Source organism: Halorhodospira sp. M38 (assembly GCF_022227985.1).
In the GTDB taxonomy this organism is placed as follows: Bacteria; Pseudomonadota; Gammaproteobacteria; order Nitrococcales; family Halorhodospiraceae; genus Halorhodospira; species Halorhodospira halophila_A.
In genome coordinates this window covers 1-13845 of the sequence record NZ_JAJNQP010000029.1, presented here as the reverse complement: position 1 = coordinate 13845, position 13845 = coordinate 1, and the positions used below count along the sequence as shown (strand labels likewise).

Annotated in this window: 9 protein-coding genes and 2 pseudogenes; 1 reads left to right on the top strand and 10 read right to left on the bottom strand. The window is 61.5% G+C overall.

All coding sequences use genetic code 11. The features are described 5' to 3' along the window. Positions 1-103: 103 nt before the first annotated feature. From LRA98_RS11805 to LRA98_RS11760, 10 genes and pseudogenes are all read right to left on the bottom strand, one after another. A pseudogene (locus tag LRA98_RS11805) lies at positions 104-1260 on the bottom strand (transposase). Between the two features lie 108 nt (positions 1261-1368). Then, positions 1369-2484, bottom strand: a complete 1116-nt coding sequence (locus LRA98_RS11800) for a glycosyltransferase family 4 protein (RefSeq protein ID WP_238634105.1) — start codon at positions 2482-2484, stop codon at positions 1369-1371. Next, the gene (locus LRA98_RS11795; protein ID WP_238634104.1) at positions 2484-3419 is read right to left on the bottom strand and encodes a sulfotransferase; all 936 of its coding nucleotides are present in this window, start codon (positions 3417-3419) and stop codon (positions 2484-2486) included. Before LRA98_RS11795 ends, LRA98_RS11800 begins: the two co-directional genes overlap by 1 nt. After that, positions 3416-5080, bottom strand: a complete 1665-nt coding sequence (locus LRA98_RS11790; protein ID WP_238634103.1) for a LicD family protein — start codon at positions 5078-5080, stop codon at positions 3416-3418. The genes LRA98_RS11795 and LRA98_RS11790 overlap by 4 nt, the downstream gene beginning before the upstream one ends. A 32-nt stretch (positions 5081-5112) precedes the next feature. Further along, positions 5113-5862: a phosphocholine cytidylyltransferase family protein gene (locus tag LRA98_RS11785; protein WP_238634102.1), complete on the bottom strand. Its 750-nt coding sequence runs from the start codon at positions 5860-5862 to the stop codon at positions 5113-5115. Beyond that, positions 5859-6473, bottom strand: a complete 615-nt coding sequence (locus LRA98_RS11780; RefSeq protein ID WP_238634101.1) for a gamma-glutamyl-gamma-aminobutyrate hydrolase family protein — start codon at positions 6471-6473, stop codon at positions 5859-5861. The genes LRA98_RS11785 and LRA98_RS11780 overlap by 4 nt, the downstream gene beginning before the upstream one ends. Then, positions 6470-9520 carry a PEP/pyruvate-binding domain-containing protein gene (locus tag LRA98_RS11775; RefSeq protein ID WP_238634100.1) on the bottom strand — a complete coding sequence of 1017 codons (3051 nt, stop codon included), beginning with the start codon at positions 9518-9520 and terminating at the stop codon, positions 6470-6472. The genes LRA98_RS11780 and LRA98_RS11775 overlap by 4 nt, the downstream gene beginning before the upstream one ends. Before the next feature lie 23 nt (positions 9521-9543). Next, positions 9544-10302 carry a CDP-alcohol phosphatidyltransferase family protein gene (locus LRA98_RS11770; RefSeq protein ID WP_238634099.1) on the bottom strand — a complete coding sequence of 253 codons (759 nt, stop codon included), beginning with the start codon at positions 10300-10302 and terminating at the stop codon, positions 9544-9546. A 10-nt stretch (positions 10303-10312) separates the two neighbouring features. Beyond that, positions 10313-11692: a surface carbohydrate biosynthesis protein gene (locus LRA98_RS11765; protein WP_238634098.1), complete on the bottom strand. Its 1380-nt coding sequence runs from the start codon at positions 11690-11692 to the stop codon at positions 10313-10315. Then, positions 11689-13635, bottom strand: a complete 1947-nt coding sequence (locus LRA98_RS11760) for a hypothetical protein (RefSeq protein WP_238640844.1) — start codon at positions 13633-13635, stop codon at positions 11689-11691. The genes LRA98_RS11765 and LRA98_RS11760 overlap by 4 nt, the downstream gene beginning before the upstream one ends. Positions 13636-13656: 21 nt before the next feature. On the opposite strand from LRA98_RS11760, the pseudogene LRA98_RS11755 reads away from it, so the two are divergent. Further along, positions 13657-13845, top strand: a pseudogene (locus LRA98_RS11755) (IS30 family transposase); the annotation flags it as partial.

The following is a 13845-nucleotide window of genomic DNA, read 5'->3' as shown; positions in this document are numbered from 1 at the left end:
CTGATGGAGCCGATTTTAGCCGGTTTTTGGGGCGCGGGGCGAGCGGCCCCGTGGCAACGCCTCGGCACCCTGGTTGGCTTTGATGCTGTCCGTCCCACCGCGTCTATCCCGGTGGCGGCCAGGCCATGCGGGCCAGAGACGGCATCAGTTTTCGCCAGAGCGGCAGGGCCGGGCGGGCGATGACAAAGTGCAGCCGCCGGCCAGTGCGCTGGACGCGGGCGGCCACCTTCAGCACCCGCTCGCGCAGTCGGCGCAGGCTCCAGCCCTCGCCGGTGAGCGTCTCCAGGCGGGCCCGGAGGATGTGCATCAGTTCAAAGGCCAGCAGGCGCAGCGAGAGCAGGGCCTGGCTGCGCGCCCGGACGGTGTCGTCATCGGCCACGCCTCGGGAGGTGGGCGGCAGCGACGTGCCGATGACGTCCTTGAATTCGCCCATGTGGCCCTCGGCCTTGCCGCGTTTGCGGTAGTGGGCCAGCACCCGGGTCGGTGGCCAGTCCAGATTGGTGACCAGGAAGAAGCAGCGCCGGAAGTAGTGGCCGGGCTCTTCCTGGACCACCATCAGCACTCGCCGCTCTCGGGACCAGGAGCCCGCCCGGTAGGTGGTCTCCACCACCCACTCCCGGGGCTTCTCCGCCGGGCGGCCGGGGCCGCGCACCAGATGGGGCTGGGCCAGGCGCTGGAGGACCGGGCTCTCGCGCAGCCGGCCCAGGTAGCCGATGGCCCGGCTGTCCAGCGCCTCCAGGGTGGTGCCGTCGGTGAAGCCGGCGTCCATGCGCACCACGGCGCGCTGACAGAGGTGCTGCTCGGCCTCCGCGACCAGTGCCGGGACCCAGTGGGCCGCCTCCGCCGCCGGGCCGGCGTTGCCGTCGCGCAGCAGCCCGGCGAGCATATCGCCGGTCTCGGCGCAGGAGGCGATGAGCGGGTAGTGCATGCGCGCCCCCACGTGGCCGTTGTAGGCGGTGCCCGGCTGCGCGCCACCCGTAGAGCCGGGTCCGCCTCCAGGGCGTTGACGTCGGAGAAGTCACCCCAGCCCTGAGCCTGGAGGAGCAGGACCGAGCGCACCAACTCATCGAGGGAGTGGAGCGTCCGGGTCGGGTCGCGGAAATCGGTGAGCCGGGGCATCAACGTCCGGAGCAGACCGCTGTGCTCCAGGGCCTCGCGCAGCAACAGGGCACCGGCATCCGAGCTCAGACGCTCGTCCCGGGCCTCGACCTTCACGGAGCGGTTGAACGTGGGCTCGAGGAGCGATAGGGTTTCACTCAAGGCGTGTCTCCTTCCTTTAGGTCTGTTTCTCTTTCAAGCTACTGATTCTAAAGGATGCAAGGGGGCACGCCTACCCATTTCAGGCTGAGGCTGATGAATTATCCGGGATCAAAGGATCCGCTCCCACAACGCCATTACACGCTGTTCAGAAAATACCTCCCGCACCGCGACCGCCTGCTCACCCAAGCGCTGCCTCCACGCCTCATCCGCGATCAAACGCCCGATTCCCTCCTCAAGTGCCTCGGCATCCTCTGCCGGAACCAGCACCCCGTTGACTCCATCCTCAATCACGTCCCGCGGCCCGGTATCACAATCAAACGCGATGCTCGGGCACCCCGAGGCCATCGCTTCCAGCAGCACATTGGGAAAGCCCTCGTAGCGCGAACTAAGCACGAAGAGGTCGGCCCGCTGGTACCAGTCGGCGACATTGCCGACCCGGCCGGGCAGGTACAGGCGCCGCGCCATTCCCACCTCCTCGGCCAGCCGCTGCACCGAAGCCCCGCCGCCGCAGACCGCCTCCGATGCCGGGTCGATGCCGAGGATCACCAGGTCCCACTCCGGCCAGTCGGCCGCCAGACCGGCGAAGGCCTGCACCAGCTGATCGAAGCCCTTCTGCTCCGGCTTGCTGCCCACGGCCAGGATGACCTTGCGCTCCGGCGATACCACACTCTCCGGCGTCACCTCGGGAGGGAAGGAGGGAATCGGCCAGACCACCGGGTTGGGGATCACGTGCACGTTGCGCGCGCCGGTGTGGCGCTCCAGCCAGGCCGCCGCCTGGCGGGTCTGGGCAACGTGGCCGGCGGCGAAGCGGTAGACGAACCGGCGAAGCAGCGCCCAGGGGCGTCCGGTGGCCTTGCGTCCGGGATAGTTGCGCTCGGAGCCGTAGACCCGCACCGGCAGACCGATGGCCGCGAGGATGGCGAGCACGATGGAGGTGGTCATCATCGCCACCACCACATCGGGCTGATCCGCCTTCAGGGCGCGGCGCAACGCCCGCCAGCGGCGGAAGTTGGCGGTAAGCTTGCCGAGCCCACGATTGACCCCCGCGAGATCGAGGGTAACGCGACGCACACGGGGGGCGAGTGGGTAGAAGTCGCGCTCCTCCGAGGTCATGGTGATCACGCCGACTTCGTGGCCTTGGTCCGCCAGGTGGCGCGCCAGGGTAGCCGTAACGCGCTCGGCGCCGCCGCCGGTGAGGGAGTGGATGTAAAAGAAAATCTTCATCAAAGCAGGTCGGCTTCGATCCGCTCAATCTCGTGTGGAGTCAACCAACTCTTGTACTTCCCGATATTCTTCTCCGAGAGACTCGCCTGATAAGACGACGGGGCAGAACCGTCCAACCCAAAATGGTCACATAACGAGATAACAGCAGCCTTGTTGTTGCAGACAAAATTCTCGAACGGCAGTTTCATCACCACACCTTCGTCGACTGCAGCTATTCGCTGTTGCAATGCTCGGAACCAGTTGATGAATTCCTCAACATCTTGTGCCTTCTTGAACTGCTTGAGTTCCGCGAACTGGTCACGAGGGTCGCGCGTCACCAACACCACCTTGCGTCCATCGAAATACTTGCTCGATTCGACGGGGTTCCATCCCGACCCCGCCTGGTTCAGCAACACAGGCTTGTGAGATGAAGGCTGAAAGAGACGGTCGTGCATAGATTGTGCGGCGACAACCAACTCATCGACGGGAACCAGTATATGAGTTGGGACAGCCTGCCTGTGGTGACCCAGATGCGCCTTCAGCCACCACAAAAGACGACGGCTGTTCGATTCCACCAACTTGTGCCAATCCAGCTGCATTGGCATACGGGCCGCAGTGACTTCATCCAGAAAAATCTCGACGGCGGACAAGAAATCAGGGATACGTACCGCGTAACCCTTTCCATACTGGCTGCGTGTTGAGGGTCGTGCGAGCTTCCGAGCCAATTCAACAAAATGAATCACGGCATGATCGGAAATGGCATGATGAAATGCTTGGCCAGCAGCGGCCTCCAACGTCATCAGTCCGCTGGGCGCCTGGGGCAGAAGGTACTCAGCACCGTGGAGCGGTTCGTCAAGGTCTCCACGTCCAGCCAAATAATCGAAGACTGCACCGGATCCTGAATACGTGGTCCCAAGAACGATAATGTATTTTGGTTTGCCTGTTTCCTGACTCATAGGTAGCTATTCAAGTACTCCGCAATCATGCGATTGGCGTTTGGTGAGTGGTGCGAGCGTGTATACAGCGCCTCGATGTCGTCACAACCGGCAAAGATATCGGCCTCATCCAGAAAGGTGATGCCAGGGAATTGTTCCGTGGCCCTGGCCATCGCCGATGTCCAGGGCAGTTGTTCTGCCGCCTTATCTGTGAGGTACTCCAGGCTGCGCTTGTGATGTTGCAGCAAGAAGACCGGCTTGAAGCCGTGATGCTCCGCCAGCTGCTGATAAAACGCCATCATGCCCAGGAACAACGCTTCATGGCTGCGCCAGAAGCTGATCTCGTATTCAAATGTCTTGTAGGGCGGTGGGTTTGAACCCATACCGAAACGTGCAGCCACCTTTTTCGGCAACTGGCGGATGTAGTAATCGATCCGACTCTTGCGCCAGAAGCCGTAGTGTTCATCATGGGCTCGGAAGTGGTTCCGGTGCTCAGCCAGGCTCAGCAACTCTTGCTTGTTGTCGAGGGGGTACTCCACCCGATACAGTCCGCCATCGTCCCCACCTAAACGGAAACGCGGCTTGATCGCGAAGAGGTTGCCGGGCTCCAGGTAGTGTCGATAGACCGAGACGCATCGCGCCATCGTGATGGAGGTCACTGCCAGAACAACCGATTCACCCGGATCCTGCGGATAATCCCGCTGCAACCGCAACAGGGCCTGATCGAGGCCGTAATTGCCGACACCGTAGTTGGCTACACGCGTGCCTCTCAGTTCACCCAGATACCACGGGAAGGTTTCGTCATCGTGGACGTCACGGCACATACAGTGACTGGCGCCGAAGGCACTGACCTCCGAGCGTGCTTCAGGGTAGCGGCAACTCCGGGAACCTTTCTCGTCCGTGGAGAATACAGCCAGGCCGGATGAAGACTTCTTGGCAGTGGAAGAGCGATCGGACTTGTCCACCTTCGTGCAATTAGGCTGATTGCACCAACCCAGTTCCGGATCCCAGGACTGGAAGCGGTCAATGGCCACCTCCTGAACCAGCGGAAACTCTTGCACCTGCGGTGGTCTAAGCAACTGACCGATCTGCCTCATGCGTTGGACATAACGCCCGGCGGTTCCCTTACGGTACGCACCGGCGGAAAAATAACTCTGCTTGTCAGCGGACTTCAGTGGTGTCTTCCAATCCCCATACAGGGCTTCCAGGAACTCATCCACAGGACTGGGTGCCGGGAAGTCATGGCCGCGAAACGTCACCGTCTCTGGCGTTTCAAAAAATCGAGCAGGGACTTCGGTCATCATCCTGGCTCGGAGGCTGTCACTCTCCTTGAGATAACGGCCCAATATCTCGTACTCAGTCCCCCAGCCCGCAGCAACGATCTTGAAATTCTCCTGGGATGAATCGGAGGAGGCAATGACAAAGCCGGCGGCCAGCAACCCTTTGAGAAGCGCGCCCTCCTTCTCGCGAGCTTCTTCCGTGAGCACGGTTACCTCGACATCCCAATCCCACGGAATAAAGTCGCCATCACGATAAGCGCCCAGCAGGGTACCGCCGCTCAGAAACCAGCGTTCAAGCGTTGCACCGAGCACCTTGCTCAGCACCACAAGTCCATCCATTTGCCTGGAAAGCTCTTCGGCGGAGCGGATTCTCAGCTTGTCGTTGTTCTCAATACGGCTCATTGTCTCTCCCGAGCATTCCTTCCCGTTTGCCGCTAACCCGCACGCCAAAACTCCGTCGCAGCGGCTAGATCAGCCTCGCAATCCACCTCGGCCCAGCCGTTCTCGATCAAAGCCGCCCGTGCCTCCCAGCCGCTGTCGATCAGGTGCTGGATGAAGCTGGTCATGTACATGTTGTCGTAGTCCTTGCCATCATAGGTGGCGTCGCGGTCCATGGCGCGCCATGCTTCGGGCAGTTGCGCCACGTGGTCGGCGCGGATCTTGATGAGTCCGGTGTACTGGCCCTGAATATCGTCATAGCTCTGCGGCTTTTTGCCCAGCTCCACCACCCGGTCGCCGTCGGTGAGCTTCAGGGTCTCGGCATCACTCAACGGATCGTCCATGCGCGCGGCCCAGTAGCGGCGCCATTCGCGGTCCACCGCCAGGGCGATGGGGGCGTCCACCGCCTGCAGTGCCCCCAGCACCCGTGGCTCGTAGACGATGTCGCCGTATCCGATGATGAGGTCCGTATCCCCCGTCATTACCGCCTCGGCGGCAAACAGGGTGCTCACCATGTTGGTTTCCGCGTAGCGCGGGTTGAGGTGCAAAGTCGTGTCCGGGCGCTCTAGCTGCTCGGCGCGATAGCCACCGACGATATGGATGTCGTCGACGCCGCCGGCGCGCAGAGTCGCTAGTTGGTGCTCCAGCAGCGGCTTGCCGGCCAGTTCCACCAGGCACTTCGGCTTGTCGTCGGTGAGCGGGCGCAGGCGGGTGCCCTGTCCCGCCGCCAGGATGATGGCTTTCATGCGGACTCCAGAAAATGTCGAGTGATGAGTTCCCGGTCGGCGCTCGCCACCGGCGTGTCGCGTTCGGGGTGCCACATGATCCCGAGCCACGGACGCTCGCGGTGGCGCAGTGCTTCGACCACGCCGTCGTCGGCCCATGCGACGGCTTCGAGGGCGTCGCCGAGATCGGCGTCGAGCAGGCCGTGGTCGTGGTAGCTGTTGACCTCGCGGCCAGCGTCACCCACCAGCGGGCCGTGCACCCGGTGGCGCACCGCCGTGTGGCCGGAGACCGGCCGCAGGCCGCCGCCCTGGTAGTGGTTGAGCATCTGCATGCCACGACAGAGGCCGAGTACTGGCAGGCCCTGGGCGGTGGCGTGATCCAGCGCCGCCCACTCCAGCGCGTCGCGCGCCGCGGCGCTGCCGATGTCGTTGCCACCGGAGAGCAGAATGCCGTCAGGAGCCAACGCGGCCAGATAGTCGGCCGGGACGCTGATGCCGGAGGCCAGCGGCAACGGCAGTAAGCCGAGTTCCCAGAGCAGCGCGGCCAGCCGTTGGTCGAGGGCGTCGCGCACCTCGTCCCGCCCGGCCACGGCGTCGCACCGCTGGCTCACCGCGATGCGCGGCCGGCTCACCGCACCACCCGCAGCAGGCCGTTGACCGGCGAGAGCTCCAGCACCCGCGCCCGGGCCAGTTCCCGATAGCGCTGGTCGCCGATGCCGATGGCCGCCGGCAGCCCGAACTCCGCCGCGCGGATGGCCATGTGGGAGTTGGCGCCGCCGTAGAGGGTCACCAGCCCGGCGATGCCCTGGCCAAAGAGCCAGTCGTAGCCAGGATCGGCCTGGGGGATGAGCACGATCCGCCCGGCCACCTCCAGTGCGGTGTCGGCTGGGTGTTCGCTCAGATCGAGACAGTCTGCGGTGACCGTGCCCGAGCCGATGAAGTTGGGCCGGTCGGCGCCGATGACGAAGGCGTCCAGCTCCGCCTCGCGGGTGAGTAGTGGCGGGAGTTCGCAGGCTGCCGCCAAACGCCGTGCCTCGGCCTCCTCTTCGGCGCGCAGCCGCAGGTGGCCGGCGATGGCCTCACCACTCCGCGCCGTGGTGCGCAGGGCCAGCAGCTCGTCCAGCGGCAGATCACCTACCTGCTCGCGGTCGAGGCCGTAAGCCGCGCCCACCTCGGCCAGCGCCTCCAGCGCCGCCGACAGGTTGCGGCTAAAGACGAACTTGGCGTATTCGCGCCCCTCGATGGCCCGGCGCAGGAAGCGTTCCACCAGCTCCGGCTCGCACGGCAGCCCCAGCTCGCCCAGCGCGGCGGAGAACGCCGTTCTCTCGGCCTGCCACGGCCCCGGCTCCGCCTCCTCCAGCGTCGCCTCGCGGGCGTGCTCCACCAGCGGGCGCAGGAAGCGCTCCGGATCGGCGTCGTAGCGCGGCGAGGTGATGTCGTAGGTGCCGGGGCGCAGATGGCCGTAGCGCGCCACGAACGCCGCCCACTCCATGGCGCCGTCCGCTGCCGCCCGGGCGTCGGCGGTGAGCTCGTGGCTCACCGTGTGGACCGTGGAGAGGAAGCTCTCCCGCGCCTCACCACTGATGATCCCGCACGCCTCGGCCTCACGCAGCAGGGTCACGGCGACAAAGCCGCTGCGCGCCAGGTGGGCAAAGGGCAGGGTGCCGAGCCGACGGCAATCGTCCAGCAGCAGCCGGGCCCGCTCCAGCGGCACCAGCCGGTCATCGGCCATCAGCGCGTCGAAACGCCGGCCAAGTGCGTCGATGCGGGCAAGGTCTGCGTCGCAGCGCTCGAACGCCCGGGCGGTGATGGCGCGCAGCCCCTCGCGCAGCTGTGCCACCTCCTCCGCGCTGAAACCGCCCGCGTCCCGCAGCCGCCGCTCCCAGCCCTCGAAACCGGGGGCCAGGCACGTGGGCACCACCTCGAACTCCACCTTGTCGTGGAGCTCTGGGCGCTCCCGCAACCAGTCGAGGTAGAAGTTCAGCAGCCGCCCGGCCAGCGCATCCGGCAGGCTCGCCGGCAGGAACGAGGCGAAGCTTGCGCGCACGTCGACATAAGGGTGGCCGGCGAAGGTCGCCAGCAGCGGCGCCGGGCGCACATCGCGATAGCCGTACTCGGCGCGCTGCACCGCCCACACCTCGTCCATGACCAGATAGCGGTAGAGACTCGCGGCCAGTGCCCCCGGCGCGGTACCGATGATCTCCGCCGGGTTCCAGTCCGGCATCACCCCGAACAGCGGCGGCGCATCTCCCGGCAGGTGCGGCGGCGCCGGGGCCAGCGTCTGCCAGGCGTGATGTGCGGACGCCATGGCCGTATCGAAGGCATCGTCGTCGAGTTCATTCCCCTTGGCGTCCACCGCGATGGGGCGGACCTGGAGGATGTGCACCGTCCCCGCGCCATCCACCGCGAACTCCACATCCAGCGCGTCGTAGCCGAGCAGCCCCTCGATCTCGCGCAGGGCAGCCACTAGCGCGCCCAGTTGCGGGGGGGCCTCACCGGCTTCTCGCCGCAGCAGCAGCGTATGGTGGTCACCACTGGCGCCGCTGGTGATGGCCTCGGTGTCGCCACTGGTCTCGTAGTTGACCACGTACCACGGCGCGCCGTGCTCCAGGGTGCGGGTGAAGGCGACGCCGCTGAGGCGGACGTCGGGGACCATGGGCTGGATGAGCACCTGGTCGTCGTCGGTGACCGCCTCGCCGTAGGAGGCGACCACCCGTGCTACGGCCTCGGCAAGACCGGTCATCGGATCGACATTGAGGACGCTGTCGTAGCCGCCGGCGTTGGAGGCGTGGAAGGAGTCCTCGCTACGGGCGCTGGAGCGCACCACCAGCCGCTGCTCGGCGAAGCGCTCGCGCACCCGCCCCAGCACCGCCTCCGGCTCGGCGCGCCATTCGGCCACGGTGCAGGCCACCTGGTCCTGGATCACGGCGTTGCAAACCATGCCCTGCAGCCGGCTCAGCGTCTCTGCCTTGGTGCCGAGGATGAAGTGGGCGATGTCGCGCGGCTCATTGAACTCGGCCCAGTCGCCCGCCACGTCCACCGCCGCCACCGAGAGGCCGGCTGCGCGCAGATATTCGATGTACTCGGAGAGGTGGCGCCGGCGCAGGCTCTCGGGGCCGCTCTCCCGCAGCTCCTCAAGCCACGCTAACGCCCGCGACGAGAACCAGACCAGGCCGATGAACTCGCCATCGGCCCAGTCCAGCGGCAGATCGGCGCCAAGGCGCTCCACCCGGTCGCCATTAACCATCACCTTCTCGCAGCGGCGCAGATCGTCCGTACCGCGCCCGGCGTAGCGGTGCTCCCAGGCGCTGTCCCAGGCCACGGCGATGTCGGCTTCAACCGCCGCCAAGGCCGCCGGCACCGTCTCCCGGAACAGGATGTCGCTGTAGCAGACCAGCAGCGGCTGCTCGGCGGAGAAGGGCGCGGCCAGCAGTGAAGCGCCGCTGCCGGTGTATTCCCAGTCGGAATTCTCGACGACCGGCAGCTCGGGGTAGCGGGCGCGAATGGCCTCGGCCTGGTAGCCGGCGACGAAGATGGTCTCCTCGGCGGCGCAGCTGGAGGCGTCGAGCAGCCACTGCAGCATCGACGTGCCGGAGCGCGGCTCACGCAGGGCGGCAGGAAGCTCGCCCCGGTGCGGGGCACCGGCACCCAAGATGATCAAATTGGGACTTTTGGTCATTTAATAGTTAACAGCTTATTCAATCACAGTGGGTTTTCTTTAAGAAAAGCGTTTGTCATAAACGCCTTCAACCAAGCATAGGCAAGTGCGTATATGGCGAAAAAGATAGATGCGAGCACGTAGAACTCAAGAAAGCCGCCAATGAGGGACAACGCGAAGAAAGGAAAACTAACCCCTTGCCACAAGCCAAGCAAATACAAGATCAATTTCTCAATTTTCTTTGTTGCATGCTTCACCAGCTCACTCATGCCTGAAACTAAACCAGTCGTTGAGAGAGACCCGGCCTGTTTCCTTACCCTATTCTCGTAATTCGTTTTTTGTTGTTTTACGCTTTGGCTCAACGAGCCGATAATGGGAACACTTACAGCACACAGGATCAGAAACTCAACAGGTATAACTGTATTGTGTTCATATGCAATGAACAACCAGACTACGGCAACCCACTTTGCTGCATTTATATATTTTCCGAACTGACTATCGAGAAACCGGCCCCACCCAGACCTTTTATCGAGTGCTCTTGCAACAGTGCCATCGGCATAATCCAGCAACTGCGACAAAAAGAGCAGCAGAATGCCAAGCATGGCTTGTGACAAGGCAATACATAGGGCGCCAATCAAGCCCGTAAAAAGGCTTAGCCATGTAACGAAGTTCGGCGCAACCCCAAATGCGATAAAGGGATAGGAAAGAATGTTCCCACCAGGTCGAAGAACGAACTTCGCCCACAAGTTTGCATCATTGCCTTTGGTATGATTTTTATTTATTTTCCATGGAGACTTCATCATTTACCCCGCGCTAATTTTTTGATTTTTTAACTAACAAGGCTCGCTCTGAAAGGAGCTTGCACTCAAGCCCCCCGTGAATGCCGAGAACATGCTGGAGGCGCTTGACGCGTTCGCTAATATCGGCGGCATCCATGGGTGGGAACTTGTAGTTCTCCTTGGCCGGCCCGAACCTGCTTGGAAGCGCTTTCCGGAGTGACGCGACCACTACCCCCCTTAGCTTGGCCAGCTTCAGCTCCGCCTGAAACCTCGTCCAGTTGCATGGGCGCGACAACTCCCCATTGTCGAGGCTTTCCCAGACCTTGACGATCTTTTCGGCGGCCAGCTCCTCGCCGTCCAAGTAAACTTTCTTGGCTACTGACTCGGGTAGTGCTTCTTCACTTTTAGCGCCTCCACCAGACCGAGAGGCATGAAAAAGTTGATTGACTATATCCGATAAATCCTCTAGCGATTCGACACACACACCCAGTTCATTCGGAATATCCCGGGCGTGCTCCTGCTCAAACGGGAGATACGTCACCACTGGCTTACCGGAAACGGTCGCTTCAAGCGCAGTGGTACAGCCATTGTGCATCACGGCGAAGGCGCTGTTGACCCATGCGGTGATCGAGCCTTCCCTGATGACATGTACATTGGGAATCCCTTCAAGATAGACATTCCATGCCTCGACACTTTCAACCGGGTGTGGTCGTAACACAATGTCATATCCGTCGTTGGATGCGGCCAAGTGACGAATTGCCTCGATAAAGGCCAGCGTCATACGGTAATCTTCCGCAATGCCGACAAATTTTCTTGAGAACATCTCCGGGTCACGCTGGTAATAACCCGCACGTCTTTCGAATCTAATTCTTTCGTGAAAAGGCCGCACGTTATTAGCAGTGCCCATATTGGACGACACCAGCAGGAATGGTTTCTCAGGCATCTCTCTCGGGAAACCCCAAAATTGCGAAAAGCGCGGCCTCCACAGATCGGCACGCGGGGAGCCCGTCTGGTGTATCTTCGACGAGTAGTTCGGATAGACGCGCTTGAGAGTAACAGTATCCTCCGTTCCCCACCCAAAGACCGCTGACGCTTGATCTATGGTCTCTCCCGAATACCGAACTTCAGCAAATTTGTCGTACCCGTGATCGATCAGGCCTCCCTCTTCATCAATGCTCGTGATCGGGAACCCTCCATCGACCAGGGTTTGATGACGTGCAATCTTCTTGTCGCAGGGGGTCAGGGACTTGGTGTGGAACACACCCGGCGCCAGGGCTGCGCTCTGCACCCCTTTCATGATCGTGCTCATCTCGGAGATGAGTACATCGTGCCCCCTCGAGGCGGCCACGACTGCCAGAAGCAGCTTGCTGTCCAGCTCTCGCGCGGCGATTTCAATATGCTGATAGATATTCATCCCGAAGCCGGCCCTTCTGCCTCAAGCAGAACCTGAAGATTAACCAACCGGCACAACTGCATCCCATCTGTCTTGTTCAGCCCATCGGGTTCGACCCTTAGTTCAAGGCAGTCATAAAGACGATTCAGGTACATCCGGCACTCGTCGTCATCGACATAATTCAATAGGGTGCGCTCCACCACGCCATCCTGATGACCCAACACATCTCTCAGACTACGCAGATCATCAATTCGTATGGCATGGCGACTCGTTGATGATTTGGCCTGTTCCTTGCGGTGTTGTTTCAGGAGACGTTTTGCAAGGCGCTTTATCAAACGCGCACCGTACCTCGCTATCTGCGATGGAAGATCAATCCAACCGCCACCCAGGACCTCATGTCGGACCCTGCTGTAGGATACTCCCAATTGACTGCGAATAATGCCGTGCAGAAACCGTTTGGGCATCAGGAGATCCCGCAGACCGAGGCGGTAAGACAGCAATTCAACCGCCACCGGGCCCTCCGAGAACGGGGTACATATCACGAGCCCCTCGTGGGTACCGTTGTTGAGAAACTGCTGCTGGATGCTACCGATTGTCCTCACCCAACGTGCAAGCCTTTCGGCATGATTCACCTTCTGTCCGGAATGGAGACGGGCGCTGTTCAGTTCCGGATAGACCGCGATCTGAAACCAACGGGTGGCCGGCACCACATAATGCTTGTGTTTGTAGTCCATTACTACATGTCCAACTTGGTTTGCCAGCGCCCCCGCATCAGCACCATGCTCACTAAGACCGGTATAGCTTTCCACTACACCGGGCGGCAGCCCACCGCTCAAATCACTTTTATTTGTCACCTGAAGGAACGCGTAATACAACACGGTTTTGCGAAAGCGCGGAGGAACCCCCTCTGCCATCCTCACGTACCGCATCAGACCGGTCGTGAAGGAGCTAGGTGCGTAATGGTCAACATGAAACATCATATCCGAGTTCTGTCCCGTCAGTACCAGTCGTGGTTTTCCACCGTCGGCTTCAACCGGACAATATTGAAATCCATGTTTCATATAGCCAACGCCGTTCAGTACGGCCAGTCCTGTCTCCGCCCTTCTTCTCGCATCTGTAGCGGAAAAGCCTTCGATGGGCTCGATAAAATCGATGCGAAACCCGGCACGTCTTGCAATCTCACATGCCATTTTCTTTTCAGGGATTTTCCCTCTATCGATGTAATACCCATGGGTTCCCTTGTTCAAGCCATTCTTGTGCAGCAACAGGAGCGCGGTTGAGTCCACGCCACCCGAAAACGACATCGTCGCGGTCGCACCAATGTCTTTACAATATGATTCGTAAATATCGGCAACGGCCTGCATTTTTTTTGCAAGGTCGGCATCCTGCCGCCTTCTCGTTTTGGGTTCCTTGTTAATCAGGAAGGTCTGAAGCCTGGCCTCTCCTGGAGCAAATTCCACATAGAATCCAGGCGGGCACCGGTGTGTTCCCTCGACAAGCCCCGAAAATGGCGGCCGGATCACCGACTGATGCGAGAGAACGGCATTCATGACAGCCCCTTCGGTCAGCTCACCTCCCGTGTGAAGCGCAGCTCGCAGAAACCGGCCCTCTTGATTGGACACGAGGTATTCGTGCTGCTTCTCACCTTCTCCAAGCACCGGCATCCAGTAAAACCCGCTACTCGCACACGAAGCAAAGAGCCAAATCACATCAGCGGCCGACACCTCGATTATACAGGGACCAACGACCCCTCTCATAAAAGTGGCCAGTGCATCCGCGCCACCACGTTCCCATTCGCTCTCTAAAGTGGACTGTATGCGCTGCGATTTGACAGAGGTGTCGCCGTCTGTCCAGCCCATCAACATACCGTGAACGGACAACTCGACACGCTGTTCACTTTTCCGGCTTGGTCCTGAATATACAGTCTTGTGCATCAGCATAACGATCTCTTCGATTACTTCCAACTAACTGTCAAGACCCGCTACGTGGTCCTGAGCAAGACGAACGCCTGTACCGCCATGGATGCCGTTGAAGGCTTAAGCCGGCAGCTCAGAAAGCCGCCAACCATTATCCGGCAGGGTTTCACCTATGACCGCGGCAGCAAAATGGCCTGCCACGAAGAGCTGGCCCGAGGGCTGAAACTTGATATCTGGTTCGCCGATCCGCATGTGCCG